The organism is Actinomadura harenae, assembly GCF_003696215.1.
Taxonomy (GTDB): domain Bacteria; phylum Actinomycetota; class Actinomycetes; order Streptosporangiales; family Streptosporangiaceae; genus Spirillospora; species Spirillospora harenae.
Window position 1 is genome coordinate 23,715 of the sequence record NZ_RFFG01000078.1, and the last position, 14,989, is coordinate 38,703.

The 14,989-nt window shown below is 72.6% G+C and carries 13 protein-coding genes, 1 pseudogene and 1 riboswitch; of the genes and pseudogenes, 7 read left to right on the top strand and 7 right to left on the bottom strand.

From position 1 onward, the window contains the following. Window positions 1-5 precede the first annotated feature (5 nt). The 5 genes from EBO15_RS31560 to EBO15_RS31585 all read left to right on the top strand — a co-directional run bounded on the left by EBO15_RS31560 (window position 6) and on the right by EBO15_RS31585 (window position 6,000). Window positions 6-716 (top strand): 4Fe-4S single cluster domain-containing protein, encoded by a 711-nt coding sequence (locus EBO15_RS31560; RefSeq protein WP_122198131.1) that lies wholly within the window; start codon window positions 6-8, stop codon window positions 714-716. Further along, window positions 704-2,086 carry an FHA domain-containing protein gene (locus tag EBO15_RS43835; RefSeq protein WP_147481754.1) on the top strand — a complete coding sequence of 461 codons (1,383 nt, stop codon included), beginning with the start codon at window positions 704-706 and terminating at the stop codon, window positions 2,084-2,086. The genes EBO15_RS31560 and EBO15_RS43835 overlap by 13 nt, the downstream gene beginning before the upstream one ends. 153 nt (window positions 2,087-2,239) lie before the next feature. Beyond that, entirely contained in the window at window positions 2,240-2,989 is a 750-nt protein-coding gene (locus tag EBO15_RS31575; protein WP_147481755.1) for a hypothetical protein, read from the top strand. 20 nt (window positions 2,990-3,009) lie between these two features. Further along, window positions 3,010-3,732 (top strand): hypothetical protein, encoded by a 723-nt coding sequence (locus EBO15_RS31580; RefSeq protein WP_147481756.1) that lies wholly within the window; start codon window positions 3,010-3,012, stop codon window positions 3,730-3,732. Between the two features lie 192 nt (window positions 3,733-3,924). Continuing rightward, entirely contained in the window at window positions 3,925-6,000 is a 2,076-nt protein-coding gene (locus tag EBO15_RS31585; RefSeq protein ID WP_122198136.1) for a PIG-L family deacetylase, read from the top strand. A 117-nt stretch (window positions 6,001-6,117) separates the two neighbouring features. Here the strand turns inward: EBO15_RS31585 and typA are convergent, their stop codons facing one another. Beyond that, on the bottom strand, window positions 6,118-7,974 hold the full coding sequence (gene typA / locus EBO15_RS31590) for a translational GTPase TypA (protein WP_122198137.1): 1,857 nt from the start codon (window positions 7,972-7,974) through the stop codon (window positions 6,118-6,120). A gap of 303 nt (window positions 7,975-8,277) precedes the next feature. Then, window positions 8,278-8,448: riboswitch (cyclic di-AMP (ydaO/yuaA leader) on the top strand. Between the two features lie 8 nt (window positions 8,449-8,456). On the opposite strand from typA, the gene EBO15_RS31595 reads away from it, so the two are divergent. Beyond that, window positions 8,457-9,473: a C40 family peptidase gene (locus tag EBO15_RS31595; protein WP_122198138.1), complete on the top strand. Its 1,017-nt coding sequence runs from the start codon at window positions 8,457-8,459 to the stop codon at window positions 9,471-9,473. 67 nt (window positions 9,474-9,540) lie between these two features. Here the strand turns inward: EBO15_RS31595 and EBO15_RS31600 are convergent, their stop codons facing one another. The 3 genes from EBO15_RS31600 to EBO15_RS31610 all read right to left on the bottom strand — a co-directional run bounded on the left by EBO15_RS31600 (window position 9,541) and on the right by EBO15_RS31610 (window position 12,138). After that, window positions 9,541-9,933 carry a (deoxy)nucleoside triphosphate pyrophosphohydrolase gene (locus EBO15_RS31600; RefSeq protein ID WP_122198139.1) on the bottom strand — a complete coding sequence of 131 codons (393 nt, stop codon included), beginning with the start codon at window positions 9,931-9,933 and terminating at the stop codon, window positions 9,541-9,543. A 104-nt stretch (window positions 9,934-10,037) separates the two neighbouring features. Continuing rightward, window positions 10,038-10,784 (bottom strand): Mut7-C RNAse domain-containing protein, encoded by a 747-nt coding sequence (locus EBO15_RS31605; protein WP_122198140.1) that lies wholly within the window; start codon window positions 10,782-10,784, stop codon window positions 10,038-10,040. Window positions 10,785-10,863: 79 nt separating this feature from the next. Further along, a complete protein-coding gene (locus EBO15_RS31610; protein WP_158628413.1) occupies window positions 10,864-12,138 on the bottom strand; it encodes an amidohydrolase family protein in 1,275 nt (424 codons plus the stop codon). A 61-nt stretch (window positions 12,139-12,199) separates the two neighbouring features. On the opposite strand from EBO15_RS31610, the gene EBO15_RS31615 reads away from it, so the two are divergent. Beyond that, entirely contained in the window at window positions 12,200-12,724 is a 525-nt protein-coding gene (locus EBO15_RS31615) for a MarR family winged helix-turn-helix transcriptional regulator (protein ID WP_158628414.1), read from the top strand. A gap of 33 nt (window positions 12,725-12,757) precedes the next feature. On the opposite strand, the gene EBO15_RS31620 is transcribed toward EBO15_RS31615, so the two are convergent. The 3 genes and pseudogenes from EBO15_RS31620 to EBO15_RS44555 form a co-directional block, all read right to left on the bottom strand. Next, complete coding sequence (locus tag EBO15_RS31620; protein ID WP_122198142.1) at window positions 12,758-13,828, bottom strand: C40 family peptidase; 1,071 nt, start codon at window positions 13,826-13,828, stop codon at window positions 12,758-12,760. Continuing rightward, on the bottom strand, window positions 13,825-14,481 hold the full coding sequence (locus EBO15_RS31625; protein WP_122198143.1) for a hypothetical protein: 657 nt from the start codon (window positions 14,479-14,481) through the stop codon (window positions 13,825-13,827). Before EBO15_RS31625 ends, EBO15_RS31620 begins: the two co-directional genes overlap by 4 nt. Then, window positions 14,481-14,989: pseudogene (locus EBO15_RS44555) on the bottom strand (type IV secretion system protein); the annotation flags it as partial. The pseudogene EBO15_RS44555 and the gene EBO15_RS31625, both read right to left, overlap by 1 nt.

Consider the following 14,989-nt stretch of genomic DNA (forward strand, 5'->3'; position numbering starts at 1 on the left):
CGAGTGTGACCGATCTCCTGCTGGCCAAGGCGCACTATCCGGTGACGACGCTCGGCCCCGGGACGCGGGCGGGCATCTGGACGCAGGGGTGCACGCTGCACTGCCCGGGCTGCCTGTCCCGCGACACCTGGGACGCCGACCCGGGGAAGGCCGTCCCGGTGGAGGCCCTGCTCGGCTGGCTGCGGTCGCTGCCCACGCCCCTGGACGGCATCACGATCTCGGGCGGTGAACCGTTCCAACAGCCGGACGCCGTGCTGGAGCTGGTGTCCGGGGTACGCGCCTGGCAGGCGGAGGCCGGCCGTGAGAGCATTCCGTTGGACATTCTCGTTTTCAGCGGATATGTCTACACACGGCTCTCGCGCTCACCCGCGGCCCGCGAGATCCTGAACAGGTGCGACGCCGTCATCACGGGGCCGTACGTCGACCGGCTCAATCCGGAGGGGCGACACTCCTCCGAAGGGTCCCTACTCTGGAGGGGGTCGGCCAACCAACGTGTCGTGCCGCTGTCCGATCTCGGGCGACGGCGCTACGCCGAGGCGGCCGGGAAGGTATCGAACCGGGACGACACGCCCCGCATGCAGGTGTCCGTGGACGAGGGGCCGGAGGGAAGGCGGGTGTACTACATCGGGATCCCGCGACGGGGTGACCTCGATCACCTCACATCGACGCTGGAACAGGCCGGAGTGCACGCGGGGGACGTGTCATGGAGACCATGAACTGCCCATACTGCAATGAATCCGTACAGCCTGGCGATCTGCTCTGCCTGAGCTGCGGCGCGAACCTGGCCCGTCCGGGCGCCCAGCAGCCGCACCAGCACCAGCACCAGCCCGCCGGCGGCCCCGGCTACGGCGACCAGGCCCCGCCACGAACCTCACCGCCCGCACCGCCCGGCCAACAGGGCGGCGGCCAGCACGGCGGTCCCCCGCCGTACGGCCAGCAGGGCGGCTACGGCCAGCCCCCGCAGCAGGGCGGGCAGCCCCCGTACCAGCAGCAGGGCGGCCAGCCGGACTACGGGCAGCCCCCGCAGCAGCAGCCCCAGCAGCCGGACCCGTGGGGCCCGCCCCAGCAGGCGGCGGACCCGTGGGGTCCCCCGCAGCAGCAGGGCGGCTTCGGCCAGCCCCCGCAGCAGCACGGCGGCGGCGGTCAGTCCGACTACGGGCAGCCTCCCGCGCAGCAGCACGGCGGACAGCCCGACTACGGCCAGCCGCCCCAGCAGCACGGTGGCCAGCCGGACTACGGGCAGCCCCCGCAGCAGCAGGGCGGGCAGCCGGACTACGGGCAGCCCCCGCAGCAGCAGGGCGGGCAGCCGGACTACGGCCAGCCCCAGCACGGTGGCCAGCCCGACTACGGCCAGCAGCCGCAGTACGGCGGCCAGGCGGACTTCGGTCAGCCGCCCCAGCAGGGCGGCCAGCCCGGCTTCGGCCAGCCGCCGCAGCACGGCGGACCGCCGGACTACGGCCAGCCCCAGCACGGCGGGCAGCCCGACTACGGGCAGCCTCCCGCCCCGCAGCAGCAGGACCCGTGGGGCGCGCCCCCGCCTCCCGCCCAGCAGGACCCGTGGGGCTCGCCGCAGCAGGGCTACGGCCAGCAGGGCGGCCCCGGCGGGCAGCCGATGCACCCGCACGGACGGGAGCAGACGCTCCTGCCGCCGGACGGCCAGGGCGGCGGACGCCGTCCCGACAGCACCGGGCTGATGTGCCCCTACTGCGAGGCGGTGGTGAGCAACCCGAACGCCTCGCAGTGCGACTCGTGCCTGCGTCCGCTGCCGGGACAGGGCGCGCCGACGCTGCGGGTGCTGTTCCCGACCGGTGAGCTGAAGCTCGCGTCCGGGCAGAGCCTGGTGCTCGGACGGGATGCGGGCCAGTCCCCCGTCGCGGCGACGTTCACGCCGTACGACAACGTCTCGCGACGGCACTCGACGGTCTGGCTCGACCAGCAGGGCACCGCGTGGGTCCGCGACGAGGGCTCCACGAACGGCACCTTCGTCAACGGCGAGCGCCTCCCCCCGCGGGTGGACGCGCCGCTCCGCGACGGCGACCAGCTCCGCCTCGCCGCGGACGTGGCGGGCACCGTCTCCCTCGGCTGACCCGTCCCAGAAGCGACCGCCGACGGCGGCCCGGAGCACTCCGGGCCGCCGTTTGCCGTTTCGTGATCATTTTCGGGCCAACCCCGCTCTGAGCCGCGACGTCCTCTGAATGCGCGCCTTGCACCGCGCGCGTGTTCGATGGAATCGAGGCTCATGCGCAGAACCCCCTTGGCGCTGGGCGCGGCCACGGCCGCGGTCACGGCTCTCGGCCTGACCGTCCCGGCCGCCGCCCAAGCCGCCCCCGCCCCCGGCGCGACGAAGATCACCGCGCTGCGGGCCACCACGAACGCGACCTCGCGCCTCACCCTCTCCGGCCGCCTGACCACCAGGGCCGGGGCGACGGTGGGCGCGGGCCGCACGGTGGTCATCGAGACCGCCGACGACACCCACCGGCGCTGGACCGCCCTCGGCAAGACCTTGGCCACCAAGGCGGACGGAACGTTCCAGACCGACCCGCGGCACACCGGCGTCCACTACCGCCACGGCTACTACCGGGTCCGCTTCGCGGGTGCCCCGGGCCTGGCGGCGACGCTGTCCGGTGAGGTCCGCGACCGGCGGATCGCCACCCGCGTGACCGGCTGGAAGGTCTCCACGACCCATCCGCGCCGCGGCGGGTCGTTCACGGTCCGCGGCCATCTCCAGGACAAACCGGGCACCACCTGGAAGGCCCTCAAAGGCCGCCGCGTCTCGGTCGAATACTGCCTCAAGGGCGGCGACTGCCTGAACGACCTGTCGCTCTGGCACGGCCTCTCGAACTACAAATCGGGCGCGAAAGGCCACTTCTCGAACCGAATCCACGTCGGAGCGAAGGCGAAGCCGATCTATATCGCCTACACCTTCTATGGCGACACGACCCACTATGTGACGTGGCTCGTCAAGCCGACGCTCGTTTCCCCCCGATGAATCTGACGAAAGTGATGTCCATGCGCAAGTCACTGCTCATCGCGAGCACGGCCGCCGCCGCGGCCACCCTGGTCGCCGCCCCCGCCACCGCGAACGCCGCCACGGCCAAGACCCCGACCAAGGTCACCTTCGGCATGTCCACCACGTGGGACGCCAAGCTGACCATCTCGGGCAAGGTCACGGCGACCAACGGCACGGTCTTCCCGGCCGGGAAGTGGCTGACCGCCGAGTGCTACTCGCAGCAGCAGCACAAGTGGCTGACGGTCAAGCCGGGCCCGGGCCAGAAGCCCCTGGTCACGCGGGTCGGCGGGGCCTTCTCCAGCAACCTGAGCGTCTACTGCTCGCACGGCACCTACCGCGTCCGCTTCCCCGGCGACCCGACGCTCGCGCCGTCCACCAGCCCGAACGTCCAGGACAAGCGCATCAACGCGCTGACCTACGGCTGGAAGGTCACGCCGCGCAACATCCGCAAGAACGGCTACGTGTACTTCAGCGGCACCCTCAAGCACGACCCGACGCCGGGCCACTACGTGCCGTTCAAGGGCCAGCAGGTCTACCTGTACGTGAAGCTCAAGGGCGAGAAGTCCTGGTCGTGGTTCGCCCGCCCCAAGACCGACTCCAAGGGCCGCTTCAGCGGGAAGTTCCGCATTCCCAAGGACGCCTACTTCACCTTTGAGTACTTCGGCGACAAGAGCCACTACTACGACGCGCCTCTGAAGGCGACGTTCGTGAACGTCCGATAGGGCGCGTTCCGTAGTTATCCGACGGCGGTCCGGAGTTTCCGGGCCGCCGTTGTCTTTTCGTGACCTGAGCGGCGCAACCTGACGGTGAACTCGTGCATCATCCCATGTGCGCGTTTGCCGCAATTCCATAACTCGGCGTCGCCGGAACGGCACGGTCCGTTCGGGCGCGCCGCGGGACGGCCGGGAGGTCGCTTGAAGCGGGGGATCCGTGCGGTCGAGGCGATTCTCGCCCTGGGCGCGCTCGGTGTGATGTCGTCGGTGGTGGCGGCGTTCCCCGAGGACCACGCCCGGAACACGGGCGCACACGGCAAGACCGCGGACCGGGCCGGACGGGCGTTCGCCGACGGCGTCCGCCCGTCGGGCGACAGGGGGCCGGCGTCGGCCGCTCCCGCGGGCGCCGCGAACGGGCACTGGACCGGTCCCGGCGGACGGTACATGCAGGTCGTCGCGCACGAGGACGACGACTCGCTGTTCTACTACCCGGACATGATCCGGTCCGTGGCCACGGACTCGACGACCGTGTACCTGACCAGCGGCGAGGCCACCGGACGCCAGTTCCACAACCGCTGCGTGTACGGGCAGCACCGGGAGGACGGCGCGCGCGCCGCGTGGGCGCGCAACGCGGGGCTGCCCGACCACTGGACGCGGACGCCGCTGCGCCTGCCCGGCGGCCAGACCGTCGAGGTGGACACGCTGACCAGCGCGGCCAACATCCGGCTCGTCTTCTTCAAGCTGCACGAGGCCGGGGACAAGCCGGCGATGCGGCACACCTCGTCCCTGGAGAAGCTGTCCCACGGGACCGGCGGGGCGACGACGCTGGGCTCCGAGCACACCGACGGGGCGGGCTGCGACCCGCGCTACGCGCACCAGCGATACACCAAGCGGCAGCTCGAGGACGCGCTGACCTGGCTCATGCAGCGTTTCGGCCCGACCGTCGTGCTGGCGCAGGACCCGAAGTCGCCGCCGACCCAGAGCCGGTTCACGCACATCGTGACGACGATGGGCGACCACACCGACCACCGGGGCGCGGGCCGCCTGGTCGCCGACGCCGCCGCGCGGTACTCCGGTCCGCAGCGGGACGGGAGCGTCCTCGTCCGGTACTACCGCGACTACAACATCCGGAGCTCGCCGCCGAACCTGGGGTCGACGATCGCCCCGGCGAAACGGCAGCTCTTCCTCACCTACCTCGGCCCCCGCGGCGCGAACGACCCGGGCCCGAACCCGAACAACGCGACCTTCTACGTGCTGTTCTACTCGCGCCAGTACACCCGCTGGACGAACGGGACGACCTGGGCCGTCCAGGACGGCGCGAAGCGCCTGAACGCGTTCGCCGTCCTGGACGGCAGGGTCGCGCAGTGGCAGCAGGCCCGTCCCGGCGGGCCGTGGACCGGCCCGACGTTCGGCCCCGGCGGCGGTCTCGCGCCGTACGTGACGGCCGTCCGCGACCGGCAGGGGGTGCTGCACCTGTTCGCGCTGCGGATGTCCGACGACGCGATCGTGACGGCGTCGCAGACGGCGTCCGGCGGCTGGACGAACTGGTGGTCGCTCGGCAACCCGGACCCTGACGCGGGACTGACCGTCGGGGCTCCGTCCGTCGCGATCACGCCGTCCGGCGACATGACCGTCGCGGTGCGGAACCTGGACGGCGGCGTGAGCGTGAAGACGCGGCGCGGCTCCGCCTGGGCGAAGCACTGGACCGGCCTCTCCGCCAAGGGCGTGCGGGACGGCGTCGCCGCCGTCGCCGACGCGTCCGGGCGCGTGGAGGTGTTCGCGCCGACCGACACGGGTGTGGCGCGGTGGCGGCAGCAGAAGCCGGGCGAGCCGTTCGTCCGGGTGCTCGGCGGCTCCGGCGGCCCGCCCGCCGGCCCCGTGACCGCGGCCGTGGACGCGACCGGCGCGGCCCGGATCTACTACCCCGCGTCCGGGACGGCGTCGACGGTGACGCAGTCCGACAACGGGCTGCGCCCGGACCCGCTGTACGGGCCGATGACGTTCGAGGGCACCGCGGTCGCGGGCACGGGGCAGCGGACCGTCCTCGCCGCCCGCACGACCGGTGGCGCGCTCGCCCTTGGCGTCCAGGACGCGCCGTACGGCCCGTACAGGTGGTCGACGCACCGGGCGGACGTCATCGGGTCACCCGCCCTCGCCTACGACGCGGACGGCCGTCTGGTCGTCCTGGCGTTCGGGAGCGACGCGCGGCTCTACACGATGCGCGCGACGAGCGCGGGCACCGCGACGTCCTTCACCGACTGGACCCGCACCGGCTGACCCCGCGCCGAAGGCCCCAACGGAGAACGGCCCCCGCCTCGAAAGGCGGGGGCCGTTCTCGTTCGACCGGTTCGGCCGAAGGCCGGACTCGGCCGGTTCAGCCGGGGCCGGACTCGGTCAGCCGGAGTTGCGCTTGGCGCGGGCGCGGGTCCGCTCGCGCTCCTTGGCGTCCAGGACGATCTTGCGGATCCGGACGAAGTTCGGGGTGACCTCGACGCACTCCTCGTCCCGGATGAACTCCAGGCTCTCCTCGAGCGTGAGGACCCGCGGCGGGGTCAGCGTCTCGGTCGTCTCGGCCGTGGAGGAGCGGACGTTGGTCTTCTGCTTCTCCTTGGTGATGTTGACGTCCATGTCGTCGGCGCGCGAGTTCTCGCCGACGATCATGCCCTCGTACACCTCGGTGGTCGGGCCGACGAAGAACGTGCCGCGCTCCTGGAGGTTCAGGATGGCGTACGCCGTCGCGGCGCCCGTCCGGTCGGAGACCAGCGAGCCGCTCGGGCGGGTGCGCAGGTCGCCGAACCAGGGCTCGTAGCCCTCGAAGACGTGGTGGGCCATGCCGGTGCCGCGGGTCTCGGTCATGAACTCGGTGCGGAACCCGATCAGGCCGCGCGCCGGGACCAGGAACTCCATGCGGATCCAGCCGGTGCCGTGGTTGGTCATGTGCTCCATGCGGCCCTTGCGGACGGCCATGAGCTGCGTGACGGCGCCGAGGTGCTCCTCGGGGATGTCGACGGTGAGGCGCTCGACCGGCTCGTGCTTCTTGCCGTCGATCTCGCGCGCGACCACCTGCGGCTTGCCGACGGTCAGCTCGTAGCCCTCGCGGCGCATGTTCTCGACCAGGATGGCGAGCGCCAGCTCACCACGGCCCTGCACCTCCCAGGCGTCCGGGCGCTCGGTCGGCAGGACCTTCAGGGACACGTTGCCGACCAGCTCGCGGTCGAGGCGGTCCTTGACCAGGCGGGCGGTGACCTTGGTGCCCTTCTCGCGGCCGGCCAGCGGCGAGGTGTTGGTGCCGATGGTCATGGAGATCGCGGGCTCGTCCACCGTGATCAGCGGCAGCGGGCGCGGGTCGTCCGGGTCGGCGATGGTGTCACCGATCATGATCTCCGGGATGCCGGCGATCGCGATGATGTCGCCCGGCCCGGCCTCGTCGGCGGGCTTGCGGGTGAGCGCCTCGGTCATGAGCAGCTCGGTGATCTTGACCCGCTCGACGCTGCCGTCGTGCCGGCACCACGCGACCTGCTGGCCCTTCTTGATCACGCCGTTGTGCACGCGGCACAGCGCGATCCGGCCGAGGTAGCTGGAGGCGTCCAGGTTGGTGACGTGCGCCTGGAGCGGGGCGTCCGGGTCGTAGGACGGCGCCGGGATGGTGTCCTTGATGACCTGGAACAGGGGCTCGAGGTCCTCGCTGTCCGGGAGCTCGCCGTCGCCCGGCTTGTTCAGCGAGGCGCGGCCCGCGCGGCCCGACGCGAAGACGATCGGGAAGTCGATCTGGCCCTCTTCGGCGTCGAGGTCCATGAACAGCTCGTAGGTCTCGTCGACGACCTCATCGATGCGCGCGTCCGGGCGGTCGGTCTTGTTCACGACCAGGATGACCGGGAGCCGCGCCGAGAGGGCCTTGCGCAGGACGAACCGGGTCTGCGGAAGCGGGCCCTCGCTGGCGTCCACCAGCAGGACGACGCCGTCCACCATGGACAGGCCGCGCTCGACCTCGCCGCCGAAGTCGGCGTGGCCGGGGGTGTCGATGATGTTGATCGTCATCCCGGCGTGCCTGACCGCGGTGTTCTTGGCCAGGATCGTGATGCCCTTCTCCCGCTCCAGGTCGTTGGAGTCCATGACGCGGTCGTTCACGTCCTGGTTCTCACGGAAGGCGCCGGACTGCCAGAGCATGGCGTCGACCAGCGTGGTCTTACCGTGGTCGACATGGGCGACGATGGCGACGTTCCGGAGGTCATCGCGCGTGGAGAAGGGCATGCGGTCTCGCCTTGGTGTGAGTTCGGGGATCGGCCGCAGACGTGCGACCCTGACAGTTTACTCGGCGTCCCGGGGAGCCCGACCGTCCGCGAGGCGGCCGGGGGGTGAAGAGCGGGCGTCGGGGCGGGGCGATCGGCCGGTGACCAGGGCCTCTCCCGTCACTTGGGCCCCGTGGATCTCGTCCGTCACACCGGTACCGGATGCGCACAGATGCATACTTTGCGTGACTGTTTGGCCATTTTTGAACTTCCTTTGTAGTCTGCCCCGCAGATCCGACCGTTTCGAAGCCCCGCCCACGGGGCGGCGGGCGGACCGCCGAATCCCGCGAGGGAACCGGGGACCCACACCCCCGGGGTGAATCGGCGCACGTCACGGGGCGTCCTCTGACCGGGACGGCGTCGTGCCGTGCGGCGTAGGGCGACTCCTGGCCCGAACCCGTCAGCTAACCCGGTAGGCGGCTCACGAAGAGGAGAACACCGGCCTTGGCCAAGGACCCCCAGCGCCGCCGCGTGACACTCGCGGCCGCCACCGTCCTCGCGCTCGGACTCGGACTGGCCGCACCCGGCCTCGCCCAGGCCGCGCCGACGGCCCCCCAGGCACCTCAGACCCCTCCGTCCCCGTCCGGCAAGCCCTCCGAGTCCGACCTGAAGAAGCAGCTCAAGCAGCTTCAGGACGAGGCGGAGAAGCTCACCGAGCAGTACAACAAGTCGCGCGTGGACCTCGGCAAGGCGCAGAAGGCCGAGCGGGACGCCACCCACCGCGCGAACGCCCTCGAGGCCCAGGCCGCTCCGGCCCGCGCCGCGCTCGGCCAGGTCGCCGCGAACCAGTACATGAGCGGCGGCGGCCCCGACATGATCTTCGCGGGCGGCGGCACCGACGGTGGCGGCCTGTCCGACACCGCCTACCTCGCGCAGAACCGCGCGGGCGCCGTCCAGCGCCTCCAGACGCTGATCGACCAGGCCAACAAGGCCAAGTCGGACGCGCAGGCGCAGACCGCGAAGGTCAAGCAGGCGGCCGACCAGGCCGACGCCGCCCGCACGACCACCAAGGGCAAGATCGACCAGGTGCAGAAGCTCCTGGACAAGCTGGGCGTCACCCGGACCAAGGACCCGACGTCCGGGTACACCGTGACCGTCCGGGGCAGCGCCCTGCCGCAGAAGATGCTGCGCAAGGCCCTGACCAAGCTGGGCTCGCCGTACGTGTGGGCGGCCGCCGGGCCGACCACCTTCGACTGCTCCGGCCTGGTCATCTGGGCGTACGCGCAGGTCGGCAAGCCGGGCCTGCCGCACTACACCGGCGACCTGTTCCAGCTGGGCACCAAGATCGACCGGGGCTCGCTGCGCCAGGGCGACCTGGTCTACTTCGGCGGCGACCTGCACCACATGGGCATCTACGCGGGAGCCGGCCTGTACCTCCAGGCCCCGCAGACCGGCGATGTGGTGAAGGTCTCACGCCTGTCCGACCGCTCGGACTACGCGGGCGCGAACCGCATCGAGTAGTCCTCCCCGCTTCCCGCCGCGACCGGCGCCCGCGACCCGCGGCCGCCGGTCGCGGCGTTTTTGCAGGTCAGGAGGCGAGATGGGGAAGGATCGCCTCGACGACCGGGAGGTCGCCGGGCAGCCACTCCACGTCGTAGAGCTCGTCCGCCGCGAGCCAGCGCAGAGCCAGGTGCTCCAGCGCCTGCGGCTCGCCCTCCACGACGGTCGCCGTCCACACCCGCAGGACGGCGCCGCCGAGCACCAGCGGCCAGTCGCCGCCGACCCGGTCGCCCAGGACGACCCGGACGCCGAGCTCCTCCTCGCACTCGCGGACGAGCGCCTGCTCGTCGGTCTCCCCCGGGTCCACCTTGCCGCCCGGGAACTCCCAGCCACCGGCGAGCTCGGCCGGTTCGGCCCGCTGCGCGGCCAGCAGCCGCCCGCCTGAGATGATCGCCGCTCCCACCACCACGCTCACGCTCATGGACCGCCATCATGCCCTCTTTGTGACCGTCCCGTGAGGCCGGGGCGAAGGCTGGCCGGTGGCTCGTCGGTGGCTCGTTGGTGGCTCGTTGGCGGCACGGCGGATCAGCGGGACGAGGGGGCCCCGGCCCGCGCCCGCGCGACGGTCGCCCGTGCGGTCTCCACGATCTCCTGGAGGTGGTCGCCGTGGGCGCCGCGCCAGTAGACGCGTCCGCAGTCGCCGCAGCGGCCGTACGCGTCGTAGCTGCGGCGCGTGCCCTCGGCGAGCTCCCGCTCGATCTCCGCCTTGTCCACGGGGACGAGCGTGCCGTTGCAGGCCGTGCAGCGCGTCCAGGGGGCGAGCTCGGGCGCGAACCGCTCCAGCAGGTCGTGGAGCTGGTCGTCCGGGCGCGGGCTCCGCACGTACGCGCCGAACCACAGCGCGCGGCGCATCAGCAGCCCCCGGTCCTGCGTGAGCAGGACGCGCCTCTCCTCGTTCGCCTGGACGACCAGCTCCGGGTCGTCCATGTCGTTGTGGTAGGCGGTGTCGAGGCCGATCAGGCGCATGCGGCGGGCGAGGGTGCCGAGGTGCACGTCCAGCAGGAAGCGCGGCGCGGCCTGCCCCGGATCCAGCGGTACCTCCTGCGGGCGCGCGACCGGGCCGACCCGCACGACCGCGCCGGAGGCCGGGCGGTGCGAAGTGTCGACGGGCGTCCCGTCCGCGGTCAGGGTCCCGACCTCGGGCAGCGGGACGCCGAGGGACTCGATGACGTGTCCCAGGCTCGACGTCCCGTCCCAGGCGACCCGCTGACTCTCGCGGCGGCGCGCCGCGGGCAGGAAGAAGAGCATTTCGGGCGCGATTTCCAGTGTCATGTCCGGCTCGTCCACGTGATCAGCATGTCACGGCACCCCCGCGCGCCACCGCTCTATTTCCGCGCGCCGCCGACCCCGCTCAGCGGGCGGCGGACACGGCGGCGGTCAGATGGGCGGCGGAGGCGGTGAGGCGTTCCAGGGCCGTCGCGACGTCCCCGACCAGGCGTCCGTCGCGCTTGACGACGCGTCCGGCGACCAGGACGGTGTCCACCGCGCGCGTGTCGGCGTAGAGGACGACGGCCGCGACCGGGTCGTGGACGGGCGCCATCCCCGGAAGGTCGGTGCGCAGCAGGACGAGGTCCGCCTGCCGTCCGGGCGCGATCTCCCCGGTGACGCCGCCCAGGCCCGCGACCTGCGCGCCTTCCACCGTCGCCATGCGCAACGCGTCCGCTGTCGTGAAGCCGAGCCCCGCACCGTCCGGACGGCCCCGCTCGGTGGAGTAGGCGGCGCGCATGAGGCTGAACATGTCGCCGCCGGCGCTCGCGACCGCGTCGGCGCTCAGACTCGCCGGGATGCCCGCGGCTCGTGCGCGCCCGGTTACGGGCAGGCTGAAGTCCATCGCGGTCTCGATCGCGGGCGACACCGACACCGTCCCGCCGTGGTCGGCGATCCGCTTGAGCTGCTCGTCGGTGTAGTCGTTGGCGTGGACGTGCATCGTGCCGGGCGTCCACAGGTCGTTGTCGTCGAGGAACGCCAGCCCGGCCCGCGCGCTCTCCTGCCCGTGGCCGCCCATGTGCGCGGTGATCATGACGTCCAGGTCGCGCGCGGACAGCCACTCGCGGCGGGCGGTGTCCGCGTCGCCGAGGTCGGGGCCGAGCGCGGCCACGGCCATCCGGACCAGGCCGTCCCCGCACAGCTCCCGGACGCGGCGCTGCTCGGCGGCCCGGGCCGCCGCGTCGCCCGCGTGGAAGTGGCCGTAGACCGCGCGGATCCCGGCGTCGTGGAGGGCCTGGACGTTCGCGTCGGCGTGCTCGGGGGTGTCCGCGCCGTGCGCCCAGTCCACGACGGTCGTGACACCGGAGTCGAGCGCCTCGAGGGCCGAGCCGAGCACGCCGGCGTGGAGGTCCTCGGGCCGGAAGGCGGGGGCGAGGCGTCCGAGGACGTGCTCGAAGTAGGCCCCCAGCGTGGTGTCCGCCTGGACGCCGCGGACCGCGCCCTGCCACATGTGCCGGTGCGTGTCCACGAAGCCCGGCAGGACGATCCGCCCGGACGCGTCGACCACCTCCGCGCCGTCCGGGACGGGCAGGCCGGGGCCGACGGCGGCGATGACGCCGTCCCGGACGAGGACGTCGGCCACACCGAGGACGCGCGGGCTCAGCACGAGCCCGCCCTGGATCAGAAGGGGGGATGTCATGCGCGAAAGCTTAGACAGAAGCTTTTCTAAAAGCAATATGGCGGCGAGTATCCTCGGCTGCGTGCAGCACGACCGGGACCGCGACCGCCGCCGCGACGAGATCGACCCCCTCGTGGACGCCTGGCGCGCCGAGGGCCTCGACGACACGCTCATCGCCATGCTCGAGGTGGGCAAGCGCACCGCGCGCCTCCAGGGCCTCCTCCAGCAGGCCCTCCGCGCCGAACTCACCGACCTCGGCCTCACCTACGCCGAGTTCGAGGTCCTGACCGTCCTGCGGCGCTCGGGCAGCCCGTACCGGCTGCGCCCGACCGACCTCACCCGCTCCGCGCTCCTCACGTCCGGCGGCACCAGCAACGTCCTGCAACGCCTGGAGAAGGCCGGACACGTCGAACGCGGCACGGACGAGGGCGACGGCCGGGGACGCTGGGTGCGGCTCACCGACGAGGGCCTGCGCGTCACCGAGGACGCCCTCGCCGCCAGCGGCACCGCGCACGACGACGTCCTCGGGGCCGTCCCGGCGGAGAAGCTGCGCGCCGCCGCCGACGCCCTCCGCGACGTCCTCGGCCCCATCACCCCCCGCCGCTGAACCACGGCGGCGGGGCGCGACGGGACGGGACGGTCAGCCGCCGTTCTGCCCGGCCGCCGTCAGATGCGCGAGCTGCGACTTCAGCTGCTTGGTCGCGAGCGGACGCGTGACCCCGATCCAGTCGCCGCGGTCGTACGGGGTGACGCCGATGTTCGGGACGCACAGCGAGCAGCGCGCGACGACCATCCGGTTCTTCCCGATGACCATGCCCACGTGCCCCGGACTGTCCGACGACGTGCCCGGACCGGAGTTGAAGAACACCAGGTCCCCCGGCTGCTCCTGCCCCTTCGGGATCTTCTGCCCGAACGGCCACTGCTCGAACGTCGTGCGCGGGATGTCCAGCCCGACCGACTTGTAGGCCGCCTGGAGCAGGCTCGAACAGTCCCAGGCGTCCGGCCCGGCGGCGCCGAAGATGTACCGCTTGCCGCGCTGCGCCATGGCGAACGCGATGATCTGCTGGATCATCCCGGACGCGTTGGCGGGCAGCTCGTCGTCCTGGCAGTCGACGCCGTTCGACTGGACGACCTTGTAGGCGCCCTTCGCGTACTTCCCCGCCCAGTCGAGGACGAGGCTCACGTAGTCCCAGGAGTGGTTGTACATGAAGATGGCGGTCTTCATCCGCTGCGGGGCGCCGTTGTGCTTGAGGTACGCGGCGGCGGTGTAGATCGCGTCCGCCGGGTCGTACAGGTTCTTCTTGCCGTCGTGGTCGCCGTCCACGGCGAACGAGTCGAACGTGGCCTTCAGGAACTGCATCGGGCCGCCCGCGCCCGCGTAGTTCGTCCCGCTCTTGACGCCCTGCTCCCCGGACGTCCCGTGCACGGTCTCGACCCGCCCGATCCCCGCGAGGACGTTCCACGGGATGCCGTACTGCTTGCCCGCCGCCTCGTACAGCGACAGGTAGTTCGCCGGGATCCCCCGGGCGTCGTCGGACGTCCCCGGCTGCGTGGACGCGCCGCTCGTGTCGACGCAGCCGGCGCTGCCCGCGCCGCCACCGCCGAACATGAACTGGCTCGCCCCGAACAGCACCGGGACCAGCATCAGCGAGACGAACAGCGCCGCCACGGCGGCCAGCGCCGTGGCGGCCAGCACCCGAGCGCGGGTCATCCCGTTCCGCCCCCTCCGGTGTCGCCCGCCTGCCCGACGTCGGCGGGTTCGAACGCGGAGACCTTCAGCGCGTTGCCGTCACGCGCGACCGTCACCGCCCACTGCCTGCTGTCGTTGCTGCCGCCCCCGGACTTGCTGATCTGCTGCTTCCCCGTCACGAGGAAGATGATCGAGTTGTTGCCGATGTCGCGCACCTGGTCGAGCGACGCCGTGCACGTCGCGACGGTGTGGTCCTGCTGCCGCTGCTGCTGGATGCCGGGCGCCGCGAACCCCTGCGTGATCTGCTGCCCGACCTGGTCGTTCACCAGCGGCTGCAACCGCGCCGCGTACGCCTGCGGCTGCTCGTCGAACCGGTACGTCCCGTAGGCCGCCACGAACCTCTGCGCCGTGTCGGCCGCCGTCGCGAACTCCTGCCGGCCGAACGGCAGCAGGCGGTAGACGTCGAAGTTCCCGGAGTCGACCTGCGAGCTGATGCCGGCCGGCGGAGAGGCCGGCGCGGCCGGCCCTCCCCCGGTCACGGGCGTGGAACGCGCCGCGCGGGGCGCGCTCTTGTGCTGGCTCGGCGAGGCCGCCGTCAGGTACACCCCGACGGCGGCGAGCGCCACCACCAGCACACCGAACAGGATCTTCCGGTGCCGGTCGGACAGGTTCATCACTCGTCCCGATCGACCGGACGCAGCCAGAACGGGATCGGCGGCTCGCCGCCCCCGCCGGACCGCCGTCCACCCCAGAGCGGCGGCGGCTGCGCCGGACCCCCGCCGTTCCCGTCCGCGCGCGGCTCCGGCACCCTCGCGTCCCCGCCACCGGACGACCCGGACCCGCTCGACCCGCCGGACCCGCCGGACCCGCCGGAGGACGAGCCGCCGCCGGAGTTGCCCGACCCGCTCCGTCCGCCGCCGTTGCCGTTGTCGCCGGAGTTGCGTCGTCCGCCGCCGAACCAGCTGCGTCCGCCGCCGGAGGACGAGCCTCCACCCGACTCCCCGCCGCCACCGGAGGCACCGCCTCCGCCGCCGCCGTTCGAGTCGCCGCCGCCGAACCAGCCGCGCCCACCGGAACCACCGTCACCGCCGGAGTCCCCGCCGCCGCCCCAGGGCCCGGAACCGCCACCGGAGCCACCGGCCCCGGCCGCGCCTCCACCACCGGCCCCGGCCGCCCGGCGCG

Bases quoted from the DNA above. Each gene is read 5' to 3' on its own strand.
- EBO15_RS43835 (WP_147481754.1), top strand. From the start codon at position 704: ATGGAGACCATGAACTGCCCATACTGCAATGAATCCGTACAGCCTGGC.
- EBO15_RS31575 (WP_147481755.1), top strand. From the start codon at position 2,240: ATGCGCAGAACCCCCTTGGCGCTGGGCGCGGCCACGGCCGCGGTCACG.
- EBO15_RS31580 (WP_147481756.1), top strand. From the start codon at position 3,010: ATGCGCAAGTCACTGCTCATCGCGAGCACGGCCGCCGCCGCGGCCACC.
- typA (WP_122198137.1), bottom strand. From the start codon at position 7,974: ATGCCCTTCTCCACGCGCGATGACCTCCGGAACGTCGCCATCGTCGCC.
- EBO15_RS31600 (WP_122198139.1), bottom strand. From the start codon at position 9,933: ATGAGCGTGAGCGTGGTGGTGGGAGCGGCGATCATCTCAGGCGGGCGG.
- EBO15_RS31605 (WP_122198140.1), bottom strand. From the start codon at position 10,784: ATGACACTGGAAATCGCGCCCGAAATGCTCTTCTTCCTGCCCGCGGCG.
- EBO15_RS31610 (WP_158628413.1), bottom strand. From the start codon at position 12,138: ATGACATCCCCCCTTCTGATCCAGGGCGGGCTCGTGCTGAGCCCGCGC.
- EBO15_RS31620 (WP_122198142.1), bottom strand. From the start codon at position 13,828: ATGACCCGCGCTCGGGTGCTGGCCGCCACGGCGCTGGCCGCCGTGGCG.
- EBO15_RS31625 (WP_122198143.1), bottom strand. From the start codon at position 14,481: ATGAACCTGTCCGACCGGCACCGGAAGATCCTGTTCGGTGTGCTGGTG.